Below are 21531 nucleotides of genomic sequence, written 5' to 3' on the forward strand. Positions count from 1 at the left end.
CCGGCCCGGACAATTCGGGCAGGCGCGTGTGGCTTGCGGCCCGAGATCCCCGACTCTGCGAATGCCCGAAGGTGTTGACATGGCGAATCGCATTCCACGCGCGGCGTCCCCCCGGTCCGAAGTCCGCGTCCTCCTCGAGAACGGGGAGTACTGGCTCAACAACAGGGGCGATCTGGCGATTCTCGACGTGACCGTCCGGCGGTTCGCCGAACGGTGGCCGGATGCACGGATCGGGGTTCTCACCTCCGCCCCGGCGTTGTTGCGCGCCTACGAATCGCGTGTCGATCCGATTTGCTACCAGCGGGGCGGGAACTGGCCGCGGTGGCGCCGGCGGCCGGGTCCGATGAGCCGGATCGGCCCCGAGGTCGCGGGTGTGCCGATGAACGGCTGGGACGCCGCCGTCGCTCTTCCGGGGAGGGTCGCGCGGCGGGTGTGGCGAGTTGTCGGCCGCGGCGCCGCGAGCAACGAGCCCGCGTCGAGGACAGTCGTTCCGGGCCGCGCTGCACTCAGCAGGGACGGTGGATGCGTGCCGAACGCGGTGGACACGGCCTCGGTCGTGGTGGCGATCGGCGGTGGATACATGACCGACGTCGATCGGTTCCAGACCGAACGTACTCTGGATCTGCTCGAATACGCCACCGAGCGTGGGATCCCCACTGCGATGACGGGTCAGGGTCTGGGTCCGTTGACGGAACCGGACCTGCTCGAGCGGGCGGCGCGCGTGCTGCCGCGGGTCGATCTGATCGCACTGCGCGAGGATGTGCGGGGACCGGAACTTCTGCGTGCTCTGGGGGTTCCGCCGGACCGCGTCGTGGTGACCGGCGACGACGCGGTCGACTTGGGCTATTCCACGCGCCGGGACGAGCTCGGCACGGATCTGGGAGTGTGTCTGCGGGTCGCCGAGTATTCGCCGGTCGGGGCCGCGATCCAGGACGTCGTCGGCCGCGTCGTGCGCGAGGCGGCAGCCGAACACGGTAGCGGACTGGTTCCGCTGATCGTGTCCGAGCACGATGCGGAGGACAGGCGGTCCACGATGCCGCTCCTGGACGGATATCCCGATGCGGTGCCGCCCCTCCGCCGGTTCGCCGGTGCGCGCGCCCTCTCGCAGCAGGTCGGCCGGTGCCGGATCATCGTCACCGGCGCCTATCACGTCGCGGTCTTTGCGCTGTCCCAAGGGATATCCGTGGTGGGACTGTCGACGTCGCGGTACTACGACGACAAGTTCGCCGGACTGAATTCCATGTTCGGGACCGGTATCGAGACGGTGCGGCTCGACCGGGACGGGATGGAGGACCGGCTCCGCGATGCGATCCGGAGCAGGTGGGCCGGTGCGCCCGAGTCGCGTACCGCGTTGCTGGCCCGGGCCGAGGACCAGATCCGGGCGAGCAGGGCGGTCTTCGACCGCATCGCAGGGCTCGTGGAGGCCGGGATCACCGAGCGGCGCGATCTGGAATCCGGTCCTTCCGCGCCGCCCACATCTCCGCGGTGATCGCCCACAGGTCGTGGTCCCTGCGTCGGCCCCCCACGTCGAGATAGCTGACCATGGTGCCTTCCCGGCGCATCCCGACCTGCTCGGCGCAGTGTGCCGCCGGCACGTTGCCGACGCACACGGGCGCGGTGATGCGGTGCAGTCCGAGGGTGCCGAACCCGTACTCGGCGAGCATTCGGGCGGCAGCGAGGGCGATTCCCTTGCCGGCGAGAGTCGAATCGATCCACACTCCGGCTTCCGCGAGACCTGCCCAGCGATCGATGCGCTCGAGGTTGAACTGCCCGGCGAGCCGGCCGTCGACCTCGATGACGAGGGGCAACGCTCGCCCGGCGAGCGCCTCGCGACGGGCGTGCAGGAACTCGTCGACCCAGTCCCGTTCGGTGTGTCGTTCCGCCCAGGGCCGTGAGGACGATGTCCAGAACGGTTCGATGAACTCCTGATCCCGCAACCGGATGGCCTGCCACTGCGGCCAATCGGACAACCGCGGCGACCGCAGGGAGACAGCGTGCCCGGACACGTCGACGGGACCGATCCGCACGCACAGGGTGCGCCCCTGCCGGCGGCGGAACCGGTGCCGGAGGGGACGGGTATAGAGCCGGCCGGCTGTCGCCAGCACGACCGACGGCCTGGGACGTTTCACGCGGTCACCTCTGCTCAGCGTGCCGGCTGGGATGAAACGAGACGACGCCGGTATCAGCGGTCGAGGGTGTGTGCCAAGCGTACCCGTAGTTCCCGTCCGGCTTCGGCCGGAACGGTCGAATCGATGGCGGAACCGGGCCGGGACGTGATCGTGCGCGGAGTCGGCACGAGCTGCCCGAAGCCTCTGACGCGGACGTGGCGTGCTGGTACCGTCCGAGGAGGGGTGGAGGTCGTCCGAACTGTCCGGACCGAAAGGGGTGGTTCATGATCCGTCCGGAACGAAGTTCCCCGAGTGCATCGCCCTGCGCCGACGCCGGCCGTCCCGCGCCGTGAACGCCGCCCGCGTCGCCCTCGTCCACGAACGGTTCACCGAAATCGCCGGCTCGGAACACGTCGTGGAGCAGCTGGCCGTGCAGTGGCCGGACGCGCGAGCGCACGTGCCGATCGCGCGCCCGTCGGGAACGCCGCCCCTCCTGCGCTCCCGGACCGACACGACGTGGCTCGACCGGCTGTACCACCTGGGCGGGGAACGGTCGTACGCGCCGCTTCTCCCGTTGATGCCCAGAGCTTTTCGAGGGATGCACCTCGACGACGCGGATGTCGTGCTCGTCAGCCATCATGCGTTCGCCACGCAGGCCGTGTTCGCCACGACCGCGCCGGCGATCGCGTATGTGCACAGCCCGGCCCGGTGGGCGTGGGACGCCTCGCTGCGCAAGGGCGAGGCCGGTGGCCGGCTCGGCGGGGCGGCGCTGACGATGCTCGCCTCGTCCGCCCGGCGCGCCGAACTCGCCGCCGCGCCACGGTTGCGCCGGATCGTGGCGAACTCCACGGCCGTCGCCGACCGCATCAACCGGTGGTGGCACCGCGACGCCGTCGTCGTGCATCCGCCGGTCGACACGGAGTCGTTCACCCCCGATCCCTGTCTTCCCCGGGAGGACTTCTTCCTGCTCGCGGGGCGCCTGGTGCCGTACAAGCGACCCGATCTGGCGATCCTGGCCGCCAACGCGGCCGGGGTGCGTCTCGTGGTCGTCGGCGACGGCCGCAGCCTCGACCACTGTCGCAGTATCGCGGGGCCGACGGTGACGTTCGTCGGGCGGGCGCCGCACGAGCAGCTGGTCGACATGTACCGGCGTGCCATGGCTCTGGTGATGCCCGGGCTCGAGGACTTCGGGATCGTGCCGGTCGAGGCCATGGCCTGCGGCACGCCGGTGCTCGCCCTCGGCGCGGGCGGGGCCCTCGACAGTGTCGTGCCGGGGGTGACCGGGCGGCTCGTTCCAGGCGGCAGGGACGCCGAGCTGGTGGACAACTTCGCCGCCGCCATGCAGGACTTCGATGGGTCGGACTACGACGCCGCCGTGATCCGCGCGCATGCCGAGACGTTCTCGCACGCCGTGTTCCGGGAGCGGATGCAGCAGGTCGTCGACGACGTGCTGTCCTGACCGCGGCCGCACGGGCGGTGCGCTTGCGTTCATCCCGACGGCCGTCGGTCACCCAGCGGATCCGTTCCGAGCCTGCCGTCGGCGGTGACCCGCAACCGCCAGTAGTTTCCGCCGTCGTCCCTGAGGATCGGAGCAGAGCCGGGCCGGTCCGACAGCCACGACCCGTCGGACAGAATCGCGGAAAGGGTTTCCCCGTCCCGGTTCTGCGCCTGCAGCAGATCGGTCTCGTCGACCGCGCGGGCCACGACGGGTCCCGCGAACACCGCGCCCGAGACGATTCCGCGTCCGGTCACGTTCCAGCCCTCCGGAAACACCGCGAGATCGATGTCGGTCGACGCGCTGGAGACGAGGTTGACGGCCGTCCCCTCCGGGCAGCCCTCCGGGTCTATCCGCAACTCGGTGGGGAAGACCTCGGTGTCCGGATCGAAGCGGACGTTCGCGAGATACGGCTGCCGGCAATGGACCAGGTCCAGGCACACGGTTCGGGCCGCAATCTTGCAGTTGACGAGACCGAGCTGAGACGGGCCGCCGCGGCCGCGTTCGCCGATCGAGAGGGCGATGTCGGCGCCCTCGAACCACACGTTGGTCAGCCACCAGTTGTTGGCCGCGCCGTCGACCCGCACGTGTCTGTCGGTCGTCCTCGGGTCGTTGTCGGAGACGAACTCCACGTTGGTCAACGACAATCCCGCATTGTTGTCGTTGCCGGTACCCAGGACGCCGACGTAGTTGTTCGTCAACTTCGACGCCGTCAGGTAGTTCTGGATGCACGAGGTGACGATCCCTATGCCGAAGTTGTTGATGTCGCAGTCGACGAAGGACGTTCCGCCGGTGTTCCTCTCGAGGACGACACCCTGTTGCGCCCGGTACTGCGGAAAGTTCTCGCTGAGGTGACTGCCCCGCAGCACGACGGAATCGAACGAACACCGGAACGAGCCCGAGAGCGACACGGCCACCGCTTCCGGGCCCGTGAGATAGAACCCGATCCGCGCGAACCGCACGCGGTGCCGGTCGCGGAGGGAGACCAGGGTGCCGTCGCCCTCGTAGAAGACGATGGTGACGTCGCCACCGTCGCCGGTGACCGTCGAGAAGTCGGGCAGATCCGGCCACGCGGTGACACGGTAGTACCCGGCCGGCAGGTACAGCACTGCGGGACCCTCCCCGGCCGCCGCCGCGCGGGCGATGGACTCGGTGTCGTCGGCCATGCCGTCGCCGACCGCCCCGAAGTCCCGTACGTTGCGCCCTGGCGACACTCTCGACACCTCGGGGACCTCCCTTTCGACGTTCGGTGGCGCCTGCTGTGACGGGCACGCCGCCAGTGGCAGCACTGCGGCCGCGCCCAGCGACGCGGCCAGCAGTCGCCGGCGGCTCACCACCTCGTCGGCCATGCATTCACCTCCGGGACCCTCGGGACTAGGGGGAGTAGACGAGACCGAGGTCCGGTTCCGCCTGCGTGCGCCGCTTCTTCGGCTGGGGGAACCGGCGCGCGCGTGCCGGGACGGTCGCCACCGCACCGACGAGGCCGGTCCCGGACGCGGCGAAGCTGTCCGCGGCAGCCCGTACCCGGGGTGCCTTCGTCGTCCCGAGTTCGACCACGGCGATCGTCGCGTCGCAGTGCGCGGACAGGCTCAGGGCGGCCGAGTCCGTGAGCACGGGGGCGGTGGCGACGAGGACGTAGTCGAAATGCTCCCCGAGCCCGGACAGGATGTCGGCGAACCGCTCGGACGTCAGCAGGTCCGGCGTGCGTTCGTCGGCGGCGCCGAGGGGCAGGACCGAAACTCCGGCCTCCGACCACGTCGGCAGCTCGGTCAGCGGCGGGTACTGGTCGCGCAGCCATTCCGCGATACCGGCGTAGGACTGCATGTCGAGCCGGCCCGTGACTCCGTCCCCGGAGGTGTCGGCGTCGATCAGCGCCACGCGGGCACCCGTGTCCGCCAGTGCTTTCGCGAGCCGGGCCGCGACGCACGGCTTCGAGCGCTCGGTGAAGCTCGTCAGCATCACCACCATCCGGTCCCGGTCACCGCGGGCGGCGGTGATGTGGGCCCGCAGGCGCCCGATGTCCTTCGCCGCGTCGGTGTTGCTGCGCGAGATCGTCCCGAGGATCGGCAGGCCGACGGTGCGGCCGAGCTGCTCCGGTGTCCGGATCGTCGGGTCGAACCGGTCCCGGAGGAACGCGAGGAGGAATCCGAGTCCGAGACCGGCGAGGACGCCGAGTGCGAGGATGCGCTTCGTGTCGGGGCCGACGGGTGCGCTGGGCAGCGGGGCCGGATCGATCACGGAGGCCCGGGCGGCGGGTGCCGCTCCGATCACCGTGGTCTCCATCTCCGCGACGAGCTGCGCGAACTCGTCCGCGACGGCCCGGGAGAGCTGCCGCGCGGCTTCGGGGGTGGTCTCGGTGACCGTGATGTCCAGCAGGGTCGTGGCCGGCGGGAACGTCGCCGACACCTTGCCCTGGAGCTCGCCCGGGGAGATGGTCAGCCCGAGCCTGTCGACCACCCGGTCCGCGACGGTGGCGCCCGTCGCGACGTACGGGTACGACGTGATGCGCTGCTGCGCCGCGAGACCGCCCTGGTACGAGTCGTTGACCGACGTTCCGGTCGCCATCGACACGTACATCCGGGTCGTCGACACGTACGCGGTCGGAATGGTCGACGCGTACGCCCACGCCAGGGCCGTGCAGGCGAGGACCGTCGCCACCACCGTCAACCATCTGCGCCGGATTATGCCCGTGTAGTCACTCAGTGCCATTGCTCCACCCCTTTGTTCGTACCCCGACGACTGTGCCGATTTCGTGTGGTGCCGAGACCGGGTCTTTCGCCGCGCCGGTGCGTGTGCGGTATTCGCGCACCGTCATGTCGACGAGCCAGATCAGCACTACGAGCTGGAGGGACTTGCCGATGACCTCCATGCTGCCGAGAATTCCCCGTTCGAAGAGGATCGGGGATGCCGTGATCGCCAGGCCCAGGCCGACGACCACGATGTGCCGCGCCTGCAGCGCCCGCACGCCGAGCAGGAGCAGGCCGAAGGTGAACAGCACCCCGGCCGCCACGCCCGCGTAGCCGGCGATGACGAAGCCCTCGTTGATGTTCCCGTCGGCGAGGGATACCGACACCCGGCTCATGTCCATGGACGACCCCCGTACCTCGGTGGCCCACGCCGTGCCGGATCGCAGCTTCTCGGTGCCGAGGAGTTGCGCGGGAATCAGGCTCTGGAGACCGTGCTGAACTACCTCGAACGGGGTCATCCACGGGCGCATGGTCATGTAGTAGCTGTCCGTGGCCGCCTCGAGCAGATCGAACCGCCGCAGGATGCTCAGATACGGCTGCACCCACGGCGGATACGCCGAATCTCGGGCCAGGACTTCGGATTGTATGTAGTCGGGCTGCTTGATCGACTGCAGCCACCCGAACCCGCCGATGCCCACCACGGAGATCACGGCGACGTACACCACGCGCAGTCGCGTCCAGCCGTACATGGCGAAGCGGACGGCCACGGCCATCGCGGCGCTCATGATCGGCGTCTTCGATTCGACCACGACGGTCCACAGCAACTCCACCGTCAGCAGCGCTGCGAGCAGTGCGACGGTCGTCCGGCGGTCCGCAGGCCGGATGAAGATGATCAGGCCGATCGCCCCGACAGTGGCGAGCTGGGCGACGAATCCCAGTATGGGATTGGAACTCTGGACGTCACCGGCCTGCCCCGTCGATCCGGTGAGGTACGTGACCGCGCGTCCGAGGAGACCGAGGGCGTACACGGCCGCCAGGGTGGGGACGAAGTCACCGGCGGCCGGCCGCGGTGCGGGGTGGTGCCGGCGAGCCCAGATCGCGTAGGCCACCACGGCACCGGCGTACACCCACAGGCCGAACGCCACCGGCTGCAGGACCTCCGCGATGCCACGGTCGTAGCCCATCGTGGCCAGCCGCGGGTCGGCGATGTTGTCCGCGTACCGTGGTCGCGGCTGCACCGCGAGCAACACGAGCGGACGCGCGATGTACGACAGGGTCCAGTAGACGGCCTGCGCGATCAGGAACACCCGCGCGACGCCGCGGATGTAGGCGGCCGCGACGACGATCGTGATCAGCGCGGTGCCCACGAGGACGAGTTCGATGCCGGGGCCGGTCACCGTGCCCCCTCCTGCACTCCGCGGTCGCGGTCCACCACGGCGGGTGCGAGCCCGGCGATGCCCGCGCCGGGCGAGCTCTCTCCGTCCTCCAGCACCGCGACGATCTCCGCCGCCCGGTCGACGTACCGATGGTGACCGGTGACGATCCGTCGGTGTCCGGCCTCGGCGATCGCGCGGGCTTGCTCGGGATGCTGTTCGCACCATTGCAGGATCTCGAGCAGCTCGTCGTCGTCGGAGAAGAGCAGGCACTCGCGGCCTTCCGCGAGCAGCGCCGCGTGCTCGTTCGTGCGCTGCCCGACGAACAACCCGCCGGCCGCCGGCACCTCGAACGTGCGGCACGTGTGGGTGTCGCGGTTGTCGGAGTTGAGGAACACCAGATTGGCCGTGATCGAGGCGACCGACACGGAGAAGTGCTCCCCGTACACCGGCCCGCCGACGACGGCGTGGGTGCGACGCAGTGCCGGCACGCGTCGCCAGCCGGGGCCACGGACGAGCATCCGCTCGCCGTAACGGCGGGCCAGGGCGACGGCGGTGTCGCGGCGGTCGGGCCGGCAGTTGCCGACGAATCCGACCAGGTACCGGCGCGGGTCCCGACGCGCCGAGAGGTGGTGCCAGGCCGGATCGTAGGCGCTCGGGACGAATTTCACCGCGCGGGCTCCGCGATCGATCAGTTCCGGCACGTTGTGCCGTTTCGTGGTGACCACCAGATCCCACTCGCGTTCGCACCGGAGGTAACCCGGTGACGTGTTGTACGGATTCGAGGCATCGTCGGGGCTGTAGTGCACGTGCAGGCGGGCCGGTGTGTCGAGCAACCGGCGCTGGTCGAGATGTACTGTGCGGAAACAGAACAGGAGATCGGGCCGGAAGTCCGCCGCAATCGACTCGATCCGGTGGTGCACGGCGTCGAGGTCCCACGGTGCGCGCTGTCCTCGGGTCTTCGAGTAGATCCACGGCGGCGAGAACCGCGCCGGGAGCGTCACGGAGGTCGTGTCCACGACGACCACGTCGTGTCCCGCCTGCCGGAAGCCGTCGGCCAGCGAGCGGGCGTTGCTGCCGACCCAGTCGTCGCCGATGTAGAGGATTCTCATCGTTTCTCCCCCCGGGGAACGGGGACGTCGGCGGCGTCGACGTCCGCTTCGGACGGCGCGGGTCGCCGTTCGCGCAGAGCCAGGTGCCGTGTCCGCAGGACGTACCACAGGGCCACGCCGAACTCGCAGGCGACGGTGCCGTACACGAGCGCCCACACCGAATGGGTCCGGAAGGCCATGTAGAGCGCGACGGCCGCGATGCAGGTGCCGATGATCGCGCCGATCAGGACGCCGGAGGTGTCCTCCCGCACCGGCAGTACCGCCGTCGTGACGAAGGAACTCAGTGCGGTCGCCGGCAGGATGAGGACCTCGACGCGAAGGAGCGGGACGGCGTCGGCGAAGTCGCTGCCGAAGACGAGTCGCACCGCGAGCGGCGCGGCGATCCACAATGCCGCGGTGACGAGGACGGCGATGCCGACGCACGCGAGCATCGCGAGGGTCGCGCGCCGCCAGAACCGAGCGCCGCCGCTGCTACGGGCCATGCGCGGCAGGAGCGCGAAACCGATCGGATCCAGCATGGACTGCACGGCCCGCACCAGGCGGTCGCCGGCCGAGTACAGGCCGAGCGATGCCGCGTCGAGCACGGCCGAGTAGATGGCCGCGGCCCCCTGCCCGTAGCTGACCACGAGCAGGCGGGAGGTGAACACGGGTGCGGCCATCCGGACGGTGGGAACGATCCGGCGCGGCCGCGCGGGACGTCCGTACTTGCGCAGCGAATCCCGCCAGGTGAGCGCCACGGTGAGGATCGACGAGACGAGCATGCAGAGCAATGCCACCGAGGCGCTCGGGAAGCGCGGGAGCACCACCAGCAACAGCGCGAGGTACGCGAGCCGGCCGGCCCCTTGGTAGACCGTCGAGGCGACGAACCTGCCCTGCCCGATCAACACCCAGTCCTCCGACACCGACCAGAAGCCTCCGGCGAACAAGCCGAGCAGGATCATGTGGACGTGGGGGTCGACGCCCAGCATCAGGCCGGCGACGAGCGCCGTGCCGAGGGTGCCGAGAACAGTGAGGCGGATGGTGAGATAGTCGCCGCGGATCTGGTTGACGTCCGAGTTGGGGACTTTCGCCGCCAGGAACTGGGTGATCCCGAGATCGACGAGGAGTGATCCGATGAAGTAGGCCGACATTCCGATCGCGAGCAGTCCCAGCCCTTCCGGCCCGAGGACGCGCGCGATGAGGGGGAGGGTCACGGCCGTGACGACGTACTGACCGTACTTGCCGAAGCTGACGAAGCCGATGTCCCGCACCAGCGCGACGGCCTTGTTCATTCCGCGTTCCTCGATCATGTGGCGTCCACCTCCGCGTGGGAGGGGACTCCGAGCGTGTCCAGGAAACGCGCCACCGCCCGCGCGGATTCGGTGATGTCGAAGCTCTCGGCGCGCTGCCGGGCCGCGACCGCCAACCGGCTGCGCAGGTCCGGGTCGCCGATCAGGGTGTCCAGCGCTGCGGTGAGCCCGTGTCGGTCACCGGCGTCGACCAGCAGTCCGTTCACTCCGGGATCGACGATCTCGGTGGGGCCACCCGGGCGGGAGGCGATCACCGCGCATCCGGCCCGCATCCCCTCCACCACCACCTGGCCGAACGGCTCTGCGATGACCGAGCAGTGCACGAGGATGTCTGCGGCCCGCATGTAGCCCTCGGGGTCGTCCACATGCCCGGTGAAGGTCACGGGTAGGTCGAGGTCGGAGGCGAGGCGTTCGAGTCGCTCGCGGTACGGTTCCTCGTCGAAGAACGTGCCGCCGACCAGGTAGATGTGCGCCGGACGCACTGCCGTTTCCGCGACGGCACGCAGGAACACGTCCTGTCCCTTCCACGGCGTCAGCCGTCCGACGACCGCGACGACCGTCTCCGCCGGTTCCCGTTGCGGCGGCCGCGGTGCACTCCGTGCCGGCTCGACGCCGGGATACGCCACGAGGGCGCACCGGCGCGGGATCAACGAGGACATCGTCGATCTGCTGTTGGCGATGTAACCGCGGCTGAGCGAGCGGCCCAGACCCCGGACGATCGTGGCGAGCACCGGACCGAAGTACTCGGCGGAGACCCGGTCGTGCACGTGCCAGATCAGGGGAACTCGCGCTCGGCGCGCCGCCACGGCGCCCATGATCAGTGCCTTCGAGCTCTCGGCGATCACCACCGTGGCACCCCGCTCGGCAGCCACGGCTCCCAGCTCCCATCCGAGCCGGACCAGCCGAGCGGCACCGGCGAGCAACCCGGGCAGGGTGGGATCGGTGACCGTCATCGCCCGGCTGTCGAACGTGCCCTGCAGGATCGTGGTGCCGACGCCGACCGCTCGCAACCGCTCTGCCATCGGACCGTCCTGGGCGAAGGCCACGGCCACGTCGACACCGAGGTCCCGTAGCGCCTTCGCCAACCGGGCGGTGGCGATCTCGGCGCCGGACGGTGCGGCCGTGTGGGTCACGAAGAGCGCGCTGGTCACGACACCAGCTCCGCGTACAGCGCGACGTGCCGCTGGGCGGCCACGTCCCAGGAGTAGGTTTCGGCGTGGATGCGGCATCCCCGTCGCCCCGGCACCCGGCCCGAGAGCGCACCGGCGATCCGGTCGGCCAGGGCCTCGGCGTCGCCTGCGGGCACGATCAGCGACGGGTCGAGTCCGCGCACGGCGTCGGGCAGACCGCCGCAGTCGGTGACGACAGGGGCGCGGCCCGCAGCCAGCGACTCGAGCGCGATCAACCCGAAGCCCTCGAGTGCCACCGACGGCACGACCGTCGCGGCGGCCTGCTCGTACAGGTGTGCCAGCCGCGCATCGTCGGTGCGGCCCTCGAATACGACGGAATCGCCTACCGCGGACTCGGCGGCCTGAGCCCGCAGCGCGGCCTCCTCGGTGCCGGTGCCGACGATCACCAGGCGGGCGTCCGGATGTGCGGCGACGACGCCCGGCCAGGCGCGGAGAAGGACGTGCACGCCCATCCGCCGCTCGAGCCGGCGCACACACAGCACCGTGCGTGCGGAACCCGGGACGTCCGTCGCACGGAAGCGGTCGAGGTCGACCCCGGGCGGGAGGACCCGGATGCGGTCCTGTGGGACGCGGTACGAGTGGACGAGTACGTCCCGGAAGTGTCCGGACAACACCACGTACCGGTCGGCGCCGGCATATCGCGCGCGCTCGAGCTGGTACTTGGCGCGTGCGGCGATCTCGCTGGATCCGGCCAGGCGGCTCTCCGCTGCCCACGGCCCGTGGAAATGCACCACGAGCGGGTGCGGGCCGCGCCGGCCGACGGACGGACGCCCGTAGAGGCTGAAATGCCGGTCGATGATCGCCTGGCGGGGCAGCGCGGTGCGGTCCCGGAAGGCGGCGCAGGCTCGGCGCAGCGTCGATCCGCCCGTCGGGCCCCAGCTCTGCCCGCCCGTTTCCGGGTCGCCGAACGCGATCGCGGACACGTCGACGCCCGGCCGGTGGCGCAGGGCGCGGTACAGGTCGGTGAAGTACCGGTTCAGCCCGCCGGGTGCCGTGGCGAACCACTCGGATCCGGTCATGTGGATCCGCAGCGGCGGGCCGGGCCGACGATCGGAGGTAGGGGCGGAGGGTGTCACGGCGACACCGCCGTCGGCTGCCCGGCGTCCGTGAGGGGTCGAGGGAATGCGGTGCGATCCCGATTCGAATGCGGGTACGCTCCGACGCAGGTCCGAGCCGGCACCCCGCACGATCCGCCGCCTGGGTGGTGACGCCCTTCCGGCGACGGAACTCGAACGTCACGGAGGGTTCTCATGACCGCTTCGATCTCTGTCTGCGTCCCCGCGTACAACGCAGTCCGCACTCTCGACGCGACCATGCGCTCGATCCTCGAACAGGACGCCGACCTCGACGTCCTGGTGCTGGACAACGCGACCGAGGACGGCACCGCGGACATCGCGCGCTCGTTCGACGACTCCCGCGTCCGGGTGATCCGCAACGACGCGGTGCTCTCGATCGGCGACAACTGGAACAAGGCCGTGTCCCTGTCCGGCGGGACGCTCGTGAAGATCGTGTGCGCCGACGACCTGTTGCGTCCCGGGTCGATCGAGGCACAGGCGAGGGTGATGGCCGATCCGACCGTCGCGCTCACCTCCGCACGGTTCGACGTCATCGACGAAGCCGGCGACATCCGGGAGAGCGGGCTGGGCATCCCCGGACTCGAGGGCCTGCACACCCCGCGCGCCCTCATCGGCACGATCGTGCGCCGCGGGCCGGCCGACTTCGGTCCCACCGCCGCCGCGATGTTCCGGCGTGAGCACTTCGACCGGGTGGGCGGCTTCCGGGGTGACCTGGTGTTCCCGATGGACGTGGACCTGTTCGCCCGGGTCTCGACCTTCGGGATGTTCTTCGGGATGTCCGAACGTGTTGCGGCATGGCGTGACTCGACGTTCAACCTGTGCAGCCGGACGTCCTCGCTCAGCAAGCTCACGGACATGATGCGTTTTCACCACCGAATCGCGAAGGACTACCCGGACCTGGTGTCCCGGAAGGACGTGATCGCCGGGGACTCGCGCCTCGTGCGGGCCGCGTTCGAACGGTTGTCGGCGCGGTCCCGGGGAATGCTGGCGACACTGCGACGTTGACGGCACGGCCGCTCCGGGTGTCCATCATCGTCCCTTCATCGAGAGGACCGCCGAGACGGTGCGCAGCATGATCTTGAGGTCGAACCACAGCCCCCAGTTCTCGATGTAGAAGTTGTCGTACCGGGCCCGCGAGACGATCGACGTGTCACCACGCAGCCCGTTCACGGCCGCCCAGCCGGTCAGGCCGGCCGGAACCCGGTGTCGTGCCGTGTAGCTGGGGATCGTCGCACCGAACTTGTCGACGAAGTGCGGCCGCTCGGGCCGGGGCCCGACGAGAGTCATGTCGCCGCGGACGACGTTCCACAGTTGCGGCAGCTCGTCCAGCGACGTCGCGCGCAGTACCTTGCCCACGCGGCCGAGGCGGGCGTCACCGGCGATGCACCAGTTCGTGGCGGATTCGTCCTCGTTCGCAGGCTTCAGGGTGCGGAACTTCAACAGCTCGAAATCCCGGCCGTCCAGGCCGATGCGTCGCTGCCGGAACAGGATCGGTGCCGATCTGTCGGAGAACCAGACGGCGGCAGCGGTCACCACCAGCAGCGGCGCCAGCACGACGAGCGCGACGGCGCTGAGGACCCGGCTCGTCCACAACTTGATTCCCCATGTGAGCGAACGGTGCGCCGCACGGCGGACCCGCGTGAGGGGCATCGCCCCGATGCGCTCCATGTCCCCGCTCACGGCCGCCATCTCCCACAGTCGGGGCACGACGTAGATCTCGCAGTCGAGGCGGTCGCACTCGCGCAGGATCTTCAGCATGTCGCAGTCGCGAACGAGGGAGAAGGCGAGGATGGCCGTGCTGATCTGCTCGGCGGTGAGAAATTCTCGCAGGTTTCCACTCAGTGGCAGGACGGGTACGTCGAGGCGGCGCACGGTATCGGGCCGGGGGTCGTCGTCGAGAAGACCCACCAGTTCGAGTCCGCACGACGGCTCGCCGGCGATCTCGTCCGCCAGCATCGCGGCGATCTCACCGCCCCCGACGATCACGGTGCGGCGCCGGTGACGCGCGTTCCGCCGGACACGCCGCTCGGCGGCGTAGGCGGCGGTACGGGAGAGCGTCACGACCGTGAAGGCGACGGCGGTCACCTTCACGGCGCCGAAGGACGGTCCGTAGGGTGCGAGTGTCAGCGCCGTGACCACCCCGGCGAGGGTGACGGCGGCGAGCATGCGTGGCAGGTCGTCGAGCACCGAGAGCGTCAGGTGTGCCCGGTAGGTGCCCAGGATCGTCATGAGCAGGACGAGCAGCGCGGCGCTCGCGACCGGTCCGCCGGCCGCGGTGAGCGCGAAGACCACCGAGAGCACCACCAGGTCCGCGGTCAGTGGGAAGAAGTCGATGTGCGCCCGCAACCGAGCGGCGAAGTGCCGTGGGGTGATCGGCCCCGCCGCGGCGTCCGAACCGGAGGCCGGCAGGGCGCCGCGGGGCTGCACGGCCTGCGGCCGGTGGAGGAACACGGCCCGTGGGCCGCGGCGCGCGTTGGTGGTCACGATTGCACCTCGCTTCCGGCGCCGGTGGTCACCCGCGCGGCTCGCAGGCCGTGCGTCCCGCGTCGCGGCGCCGCATGGTCGGCCGGGATCATCCACCGTCCGTCGAGTTCCGGATAACGCCGCCGCACCTCTGGCAGCAGGTCGGGCAGGGTCAGGAGCACGCGATCCGGCCGTAGGCGCAGCAACTGCTCGGGAGAGATGATCGGCACGTCGGTGCCGGGCATCCGCCGGCCCTGCTTGGCGGGGGAGGCGTCTGCGACCCCCGCCACCAGGTGCTGATCGAGGCCGGCCCGGGCGAACAGCGCGACCGCGCGGGACGCCGCGCCGTAGGCGTAGACACGCCGTCCCTGCCGCGCCATCGCCTGCAGGCAGGTGCGCAAGGCAACGGCCTGCTCGTCGGCGGCCCGCTGCAGCGCGTGCACGGCGACGGGTTCGGTGACGCCGACGGCCTTCTCGTCGGTCAGGATCCGGCGGGCGGCGAGGGACAACGGCCGGCGCGCGTGGGTCGCGGCGACGAGGACGGTGCCTCCGTAGAGGTCGAAGGTCCAGGCGTCGGCGACGTGGAGGCCGACGTCGGCGAGCAGATGTCGCAGTGCGGTCAGCGAGTAGTACGCGAAGTGGCCGTGCCGCAGCGCCGTCCACTGCCGTTGCCGCACGATCGTGGCGAGCGAGTGGAACTGGAGCAGCAGGACGCCGTCGGCGGTGAGGGCACGGGTGCGTTGCCGGAAGGCGGCGTGCTGGTCGGGTTCGTGCATGATCCCGAAGCAGTCGAGTACGAGCGAGGCCGGACGCCGGGTGGGCACGATCTCGTATCCGCGGTCGGTGAGCAGCGGCAACCAGGTGCCGCCGTGGGGGCTTCCGAACTCGGCGACCGTGCGGCCCGTGAGCCAACCGGCGTCCGCGACGTCGCGGACCGCGGCGGCGGCCTGCTCGCGCAGGGCGTGCGGTTCGACACCGCGGGGTTCGTCGGGGACGGTGTCGTCGTCGGCGAGCTGCGCGAGGCCGCAGCCCCGGCACAGGGCCATCGCCAGCGGATGCGACGTCTCGGCCGGGGTGACGAGGGTCCCGGCGAGGGGGAAGTGGTCTGCTGCGGGCATCGCACCGAGATCGAGAACCTGTTCGACGTCGGCGCCGCCGCAGCCGCGGCAGGTCGTCATGTCGGCACCCCTTCGGGTCCATTCGGGTGCCGGGGCCACGGAAGGTGCGGGAGAATCGTCGGGTGCGTGTCGAAACGACGGAGTTGCGCGACGTCCTGGTGTTCCGTCCCGAGCCGTTCCGGGACGGACGAGGCCTGTTCACCCGCACATTCGATGCCCGGCTCTTCGACGAACAGGCCGGATCGACCGGCGTACGTGCTTCCGACTTCCTGCAGGATTCGCAGTCCCGATCCGTGCGCGGGGTGATGCGTGGCATGCACGGTCGATCCGGGCGCGGCGAGGCGAAGCTGGTGCGGTGTGCCCACGGCGCGGTCCACGACGTGCTCGTCGACGTCCGCCCCGGATCGTCCACCTTCGGTCGGCACCAAGCGTTCCGGCTCGACGACGTCGAGTTCGCGAACCTGTTCGTCCCACCGGGATTCCTGCACGGTTTCCAGGCGCTGACGGACATTGCCGACGTGTGCTACCGGATCGACCGGGCGCACGATCCGGCCGAGGATGTCGCGGTGCGTTACGACGATCCGACCCTCGCGATCGCCTGGCCGCTGCCGGTCAGCGTGATCAGTGCGCGGGACGACGCCGCAGGCACCTGGTCCGATCTTCTCGCCTCGCTCTAGTTCACGCATCCGAGACCCCGATCCGCTGGAATCGCAGCGTCGAATCGAGCTCGCCCGTCTCCTGGAGGCGGCTCAGATGCGCGAGCCGGGTGAAGCGCGCGGCGAACGCGTCGGCGGTGAGGCCGTATCGGCGATAGCTGTGGTACAGCTCCGCCGCGCCGTCGCGCACCGTCCATCGAGCCTCGTACCCGTCGAAAGCTCTACGGACAGCGGAGAAGTCGACGCGGTACGACCGGGGGTCGGGGCCGCTCTCGCCGGTGATGGCAACGATGGCGCCGGGAACGGTGTCGGCCACGGCCTCGGCGATCTGGGCGACGGTGACGTTGTTGGCCTCGGTGCCCACGTTGAAGGCCGCGCAGTGCACGCGCTCGGTGGGTGCGACGAGGGCGTGCGCGAAGGCCTCCGCGATGTCCTGTGCGTGCACGAGCGGCCGCCACGGCGTTCCGTCGGAGAGCACGCGGACCTCGCCGGTGAGGTACGCCGAACCGGTGAGGTTGTTCAGGACGATGTCGGCGCGTAGCCGTGGCGAGAACCCGAATGCGGTCGCGTTGCGCAGGAACACGGGGGAGAAGCCGGAATCGGCCATCGCGGCGACGTCGTCCTCCACCCGCACCTTGCTTTCCGCGTAGGGCGTGAGCGGGCGGAGCGGTGCGTTCTCGCCGACCAGGTCGTCGCCGGCGGAACCGTAGACCGAGCAGGTCGAGGCGTAGAGGAACCGGCGCACACCCGCGGCTTTCGAACACCGGGCCAGCTGCACTGATGCCTGATGGTTGATCTCGTAGGTGATCCGGGGTTCGAGGAAGCCCAGCGGGTCGTTCGACAGCGCGGCGAGGTGGATCACGGCGTCGAAACCCGAGAGGTGGGACGCGGTGACGTCTCGCAGGTCGAGGCGCAGGGCCGGCGGCTCGTCGGGCGCGGGGCCGAGCAGGCAGTCCGCGAACAGACCCGAGTCCAGGCCGGTCACCTCGTGACCGTGGGAGCGGAGAACCGGCACCATGATCGACCCGAGATACCCCTGATGACCCGTGACGAGGACGCGCATGTCATGCCTTTCCGAAGCGGAGGGTGGCCTTCTCCAGGACGAATGCCTCGGCGTGCGGACGTCGGCACTGCACACCGCGGAGGCGGGACAGGCCCAGGAACGCCTGTTCGTCGAACCAGTCGTGACCGGCCTGGGATGGGTAGTACTTGAGGAGGATCCGGGCCTTCTCCTCGGCGACCTTGCGGGTCAGCGGGTGGTAGATCGCCGGGTGCGGGGTATCGGCCTCCCACTTGAGGATCTCGTAGCCGAGCACGAGGTGGTCACGGAAGACCGTGGGGACCAGTTCCGACAGCAACCGGTGGTCCTGGTGGGCGTCACCGCGCTGTGGTGTGAACACCACGTCCGGCTCGCAGGTGTGCCGGAAGGATTCGAGGGCGGTCTTGATCGCGTCCCAGTACGCGGGGGCTCGGCCGTCCGGAACGTCGAGGACCGTGAGCTCGACGTCGGCCCCGGGGCACAGTGCGGCCAGCGCGTGGCGTTCTTCGATCTCGCGTCGCGAGTCCTCACCCGACAGCACGAACGCGTGCACCCGTGGGGGGATCGGCGCCGATGCGATCAAGCTCAGCAGCGTGCCACCCATCCCGATCGCGATGTCGTCGCAGTGCGCGCCGAGCACCGCGATCTCGCGGACGTCGAGGACGTGCAGGTCGATCACGATGTCACCACCGCCCGCGCCGTCTCCCACACGGTCCAGGGATGGATGCCGCGGGCGTAGTTGTCGTCGAGCTCGGCGCGTTCCTTGAACGTGTCCGCCGGCTTCCAGAAGCCGTTGTGCCGATAGCCGTACAGCCGACCCTGCCCGGCTAGGGTGCCGCAGACGTCGGCGACGAGGTCGCCCCCGGGTGGGAGCAGATCGAAGATCTCCTGACTCAGCACGAAGTACCCGCCGTTCTCCCAGATCGGGAAACGGCTGACCGGAACGATCTCCTTGATCTCGCCGTTCTCCGCCACATCGACGCAGTGGAACGACGACTGCGGGGGGACGACGAGCATCGACGCCGTCGCGCCGGACCGGTGGTACCGCTCGATCATCACGTCGAGGGGAGCGTCGGTGAGCACGTCCGCGTAGTTGGCGAGGAAGTGCGAGTCGTCGCCGAGGTGCTCGCGCACGCGGCGCAGGCGCTCGCCGATCGCGGATTCGAGACCGGTGTCGACGAAGGTGATCGACCAGTCGCTGATGTCGGTGTTGAGCAACTCGACCCGGTTGTCGTGGAGCACGAAGTCGTTGGACTGTTCCTCGTGGTAGTCGAGGAAGAAGTCCTTGATCTTGGCCGCGCCGTAGCCGAGGCACAGGACGAACTCGGTGTGACCGTAGTGGGCGTAGTACTTCATGATGTGCCACAGGAGCGGCCGCGGGCCCACCATCTGCATGGGCTTGGGAATTTCGTCGGTCCGGTCGTTGCGCATCCGCATGCCGTAGCCGCCGCAGAACAGAACGACTTTCATACCGTGATCCTCCTGACGAAGTCGGCGGGGCCGATGGTGGTGTGCAGTTCGGGGAGCGGGAAGACGAGCCGGCCGCCCCAGGCGGAGATGTACTGCAACTGGGTCGTCAGTTCAGCCGCCAGATTCCACGGCAGGCCGACGACCACGTCGGGCCGGTCCTTCTCGAGCTGTTCCGGCGGCAGGATCGGGATCCGGGCGCCGGGGGTGTAACGCCCGTGCTTATACGGGTTGCGGTCGACGGTGTACGCCATCAGGTCCGGGCGGATACCGCAGTAGTTGAGGAGGGTGTTTCCCTTTCCCGGTGCGCCGTAACCGACGACGGACAGGCCCTGATCGTGGCAGTCGAGGAGGAAGCGCAGGAGGGTTCGGCGAACGGAACGGGCGCGGGCTTCGAGTTCTCGGTAGCCCGCCGTCGTGTGGAGACCGGCCCGGCGCTCTTCCTCGAGCACGGCTTCCACCCGTGTCCCGGGGGGACCTGCGACCTCGTCCGGCCGGGCCCAGAGCCGGATCGATCCGCCGTGGGTGCCGAGCAGTTCGACGTCCACGACCGACAGACCGCCGGTGGCCAGCGCCCGCATCGCGGACAGCACTGTGTAGTACTGGAAGTGCTCGTGGTAGACGGTGTCGAACTGCGCTTCGCGGACCAGGTTCAGCGCGTGGTGCACCTCGATGGAAATCCAGCCGTCGTCGGCGACGAGGGTGCGCAGCGATCGGGTGAAGCCGAGCAGGTCGGGGATGTGGGCGTAGACGTTGTTCGCCACGACCAGGTCGGCCGGCCCGTACTCTTCGCGGATGTCCTCGGCGAGTCCCTCGTCGAGGAATGCGGTGACGGTGGGGACGCCGATCCCACGTGCCGCGGCGCCGACGTTCACCGACGGTTCGATGCCCAGGCACGGGATGCCGGCCGCGACCGCGTGCCGCAGCAGGTAGCCGTCGTTGCTGGCGACCTCCACGATCGACGAGTCCGGTCCGAGCTGCAGGTCGCGGACGGCGGTCTCGACGAACTGCCGGGCGTGGTCCACCCACGAGTCGGAGAACGACGCGTAGTAGGCGTACTCGGTGAAGGTGTCCTCGGGTGTGATGAGTGCCGGGATCTGCAGCAGCAGGCACTCCTCACACAATCGCAGGTGCAGGGGGTAGGTGTTTTCGGGCAGGTCCAGCTCGTCGGCGGCCAGGAAGCGCTCACACGGCGGCGTGGCGCCGAGATCGAGCACGCTGAGGAGCCGGTCCGATTCGCACAGGCGGCACTTCATTGATCACACCCCTCGGGCAGTCGGCCGGGACCGTGCGACGAGAATTTTCGCAACATCAGGTCCGACTAGACAAGGTAATCATACCTGGAGGATGAATGAAAGCCTGTAACAAACCGAAAGATTGTTTTGCTTGCTGTTTGGCGCCAGTTGGTAGACACCCCTAGACTCGGAACCACTCACACCCTCACTCGTGGGTCGGGCACGCAGGGGTGTCGAGGCGTACCGTGAGATCCTGGGGAGGTCGCCCGATGTCGTTTCAGATCGTGCAGCGTGAACAGACCCTCGTCGCCGGCCTGCCCGTGCGGAGCCCGCGCCGGGCTCTCGGCAAGGTTCGCGACCGGGCGCTCGAACGGGCCTGGTCGGCGGTGCTCAAGCAGGAGCTCGGTGGGCCGCTGGCCTCGGCCTACACCGATCACGCGGTCGACATCGACTCCTACTACACCCAGACGGTCGGATACCAGTGCGAGTCGCTGGATCAGGTGACCGAAGGTCATCTCGTGGCCTGTCTGCCCGCCGGGACGTACGCGAAGTTCTCCTCGACCGGCACGTTTCCCGGCGTCTTCATCGATCTGTGGAACCAGATCCGTGCCGCCGAGGAGGCGGGGGAGGTCGTCCGGTCGTTCACCGGTGACTTCGAGTTCTATCCCCACGCGTACCGCATCGATATGTACGTAGCGATCCGGACTCCGGAAAAGGCTGGTGCGCAATGAGTTTCGAACTCACCAAGCTGCACGACCACTATGTGGGGGGGCTGGTTCTGCCGGGGCTCGAGCCGGGGTCGTCCGGTCAGCGGTCCGAACTGCTGACCTTCACCGAGGACCGCATTCGCGCGCGCGGCATCGGCGCGGTGGTCGTGGTCTACATCTGGCACCCCGAGGTCGGCTGGAATGCGGTGGTCGGCCGTCGCTGCGACGGACTGTCCGACCTGACGGCCGGGGACTCGCTGGTCCGGGTCCCCACCGGATACTTCGCCCGCTTCGTTCCGGACAGCGACCACTCCGATCCCGTCGAGGACGTGTGGCACCAGGTCGAGATCGCCGAGAAGGAGGGGCGGATCGAGCGGGCCTACCGGGAGGAGGTGGCTGTCATCGGCCCGTCGGGAGAGACGGAACTCTACATATCTCTGGCTTGAAGAAGGCTGTGGCGAACACCCCGATACTGCATACTCGATTCCATACAGCCACATGTATGACCCGTGCTGT

At 69.5% G+C, this 21531-nt stretch carries 20 protein-coding genes; 6 read left to right on the plus strand and 14 right to left on the minus strand.

The genetic code is table 11. From position 1 onward, the window contains the following. Positions 1–79 precede the first annotated feature (79 nt). Positions 80–1489, plus strand: a complete 1410-nt coding sequence (locus ACWPQI_RS06225) for a polysaccharide pyruvyl transferase family protein (protein WP_102030887.1) — start codon at positions 80–82, stop codon at positions 1487–1489. On the opposite strand, the gene ACWPQI_RS06230 is transcribed toward ACWPQI_RS06225, so the two are convergent. Next, on the minus strand, positions 1431–2129 hold the full coding sequence (locus tag ACWPQI_RS06230) for a GNAT family N-acetyltransferase (RefSeq protein ID WP_026137482.1): 699 nt from the start codon (positions 2127–2129) through the stop codon (positions 1431–1433). The two genes, ACWPQI_RS06225 and ACWPQI_RS06230, sit on opposite strands and share 59 nt — an antisense overlap. 328 nt (positions 2130–2457) lie before the next feature. On the opposite strand from ACWPQI_RS06230, the gene ACWPQI_RS06235 reads away from it, so the two are divergent. Further along, positions 2458–3567 (plus strand): glycosyltransferase, encoded by a 1110-nt coding sequence (locus ACWPQI_RS06235; RefSeq protein WP_026137483.1) that lies wholly within the window; start codon positions 2458–2460, stop codon positions 3565–3567. Positions 3568–3596: 29 nt separating this feature from the next. On the opposite strand, the gene ACWPQI_RS06240 is transcribed toward ACWPQI_RS06235, so the two are convergent. The 7 genes from ACWPQI_RS06240 to ACWPQI_RS06270 are packed head-to-tail and all read right to left on the minus strand — an operon-like array spanning position 3597 to position 12273. After that, positions 3597–4952 (minus strand): glycosyl hydrolase family 28-related protein, encoded by a 1356-nt coding sequence (locus ACWPQI_RS06240; RefSeq protein WP_102030886.1) that lies wholly within the window; start codon positions 4950–4952, stop codon positions 3597–3599. 25 nt (positions 4953–4977) lie between these two features. Continuing rightward, entirely contained in the window at positions 4978–6312 is a 1335-nt protein-coding gene (locus ACWPQI_RS06245) for a tyrosine-protein kinase domain-containing protein (protein WP_029539903.1), read from the minus strand. Next, entirely contained in the window at positions 6299–7687 is a 1389-nt protein-coding gene (locus ACWPQI_RS06250) for a hypothetical protein (protein ID WP_064065912.1), read from the minus strand. The genes ACWPQI_RS06245 and ACWPQI_RS06250 overlap by 14 nt, the downstream gene beginning before the upstream one ends. After that, entirely contained in the window at positions 7684–8775 is a 1092-nt protein-coding gene (locus ACWPQI_RS06255) for a CgeB family protein (protein ID WP_010592931.1), read from the minus strand. Before ACWPQI_RS06255 ends, ACWPQI_RS06250 begins: the two co-directional genes overlap by 4 nt. After that, complete coding sequence (locus ACWPQI_RS06260; RefSeq protein WP_010592930.1) at positions 8772–10064, minus strand: lipopolysaccharide biosynthesis protein; 1293 nt, start codon at positions 10062–10064, stop codon at positions 8772–8774. Before ACWPQI_RS06260 ends, ACWPQI_RS06255 begins: the two co-directional genes overlap by 4 nt. Next, a complete protein-coding gene (locus ACWPQI_RS06265) occupies positions 10061–11215 on the minus strand; it encodes a glycosyltransferase family 4 protein (RefSeq protein WP_064065913.1) in 1155 nt (384 codons plus the stop codon). Before ACWPQI_RS06265 ends, ACWPQI_RS06260 begins: the two co-directional genes overlap by 4 nt. Continuing rightward, entirely contained in the window at positions 11212–12273 is a 1062-nt protein-coding gene (locus ACWPQI_RS06270; RefSeq protein ID WP_064065914.1) for a glycosyltransferase family 4 protein, read from the minus strand. Before ACWPQI_RS06270 ends, ACWPQI_RS06265 begins: the two co-directional genes overlap by 4 nt. Positions 12274–12504: 231 nt before the next feature. On the opposite strand from ACWPQI_RS06270, the gene ACWPQI_RS06275 reads away from it, so the two are divergent. Next, positions 12505–13335 (plus strand): glycosyltransferase family 2 protein, encoded by an 831-nt coding sequence (locus ACWPQI_RS06275; RefSeq protein WP_474738694.1) that lies wholly within the window; start codon positions 12505–12507, stop codon positions 13333–13335. Positions 13336–13359: 24 nt separating this feature from the next. On the opposite strand, the gene ACWPQI_RS06280 is transcribed toward ACWPQI_RS06275, so the two are convergent. Together ACWPQI_RS06280 and ACWPQI_RS06285 are read right to left on the minus strand one after the other, a co-directional pair. Then, positions 13360–14814: a sugar transferase gene (locus ACWPQI_RS06280; RefSeq protein WP_474738695.1), complete on the minus strand. Its 1455-nt coding sequence runs from the start codon at positions 14812–14814 to the stop codon at positions 13360–13362. Then, complete coding sequence (locus ACWPQI_RS06285) at positions 14811–15971, minus strand: class I SAM-dependent methyltransferase (RefSeq protein WP_064065917.1); 1161 nt, start codon at positions 15969–15971, stop codon at positions 14811–14813. Before ACWPQI_RS06285 ends, ACWPQI_RS06280 begins: the two co-directional genes overlap by 4 nt. Positions 15972–16033: 62 nt before the next feature. On the opposite strand from ACWPQI_RS06285, the gene rfbC reads away from it, so the two are divergent. After that, on the plus strand, positions 16034–16588 hold the full coding sequence (gene rfbC, locus ACWPQI_RS06290; protein ID WP_010592924.1) for a dTDP-4-dehydrorhamnose 3,5-epimerase: 555 nt from the start codon (positions 16034–16036) through the stop codon (positions 16586–16588). Between the two features lies 1 nt (position 16589). Here the strand turns inward: rfbC and ACWPQI_RS06295 are convergent, their stop codons facing one another. Genes ACWPQI_RS06295 through ACWPQI_RS06310 form a run of 4 tightly spaced genes read right to left on the minus strand, consistent with a single transcriptional unit; the run spans position 16590 to position 20329 of the window. Next, positions 16590–17630: an NAD-dependent epimerase/dehydratase family protein gene (locus ACWPQI_RS06295; RefSeq protein ID WP_064065918.1), complete on the minus strand. Its 1041-nt coding sequence runs from the start codon at positions 17628–17630 to the stop codon at positions 16590–16592. 1 nt (position 17631) lies between these two features. Then, entirely contained in the window at positions 17632–18285 is a 654-nt protein-coding gene (locus ACWPQI_RS06300; RefSeq protein WP_029539901.1) for a PIG-L deacetylase family protein, read from the minus strand. Continuing rightward, positions 18282–19076: a glycosyltransferase family protein gene (locus tag ACWPQI_RS06305; RefSeq protein WP_010592921.1), complete on the minus strand. Its 795-nt coding sequence runs from the start codon at positions 19074–19076 to the stop codon at positions 18282–18284. The genes ACWPQI_RS06300 and ACWPQI_RS06305 overlap by 4 nt, the downstream gene beginning before the upstream one ends. Next, positions 19073–20329 (minus strand): class I SAM-dependent methyltransferase, encoded by a 1257-nt coding sequence (locus ACWPQI_RS06310; protein ID WP_017679531.1) that lies wholly within the window; start codon positions 20327–20329, stop codon positions 19073–19075. Before ACWPQI_RS06310 ends, ACWPQI_RS06305 begins: the two co-directional genes overlap by 4 nt. Positions 20330–20577: 248 nt before the next feature. Between ACWPQI_RS06310 and ACWPQI_RS06315 the strand changes: the two genes are divergently transcribed. Together ACWPQI_RS06315 and ACWPQI_RS06320 are read left to right on the plus strand one after the other, a co-directional pair. Next, positions 20578–21039 carry a GyrI-like domain-containing protein gene (locus ACWPQI_RS06315; protein WP_064065919.1) on the plus strand — a complete coding sequence of 154 codons (462 nt, stop codon included), beginning with the start codon at positions 20578–20580 and terminating at the stop codon, positions 21037–21039. After that, the gene (locus ACWPQI_RS06320; protein ID WP_010592918.1) at positions 21036–21461 is read left to right on the plus strand and encodes a hypothetical protein; all 426 of its coding nucleotides are present in this window, start codon (positions 21036–21038) and stop codon (positions 21459–21461) included. Before ACWPQI_RS06315 ends, ACWPQI_RS06320 begins: the two co-directional genes overlap by 4 nt. Positions 21462–21531 lie beyond the last annotated feature (70 nt).

It is taken from the genome of Rhodococcus sp. LMD, assembly GCF_056108245.1.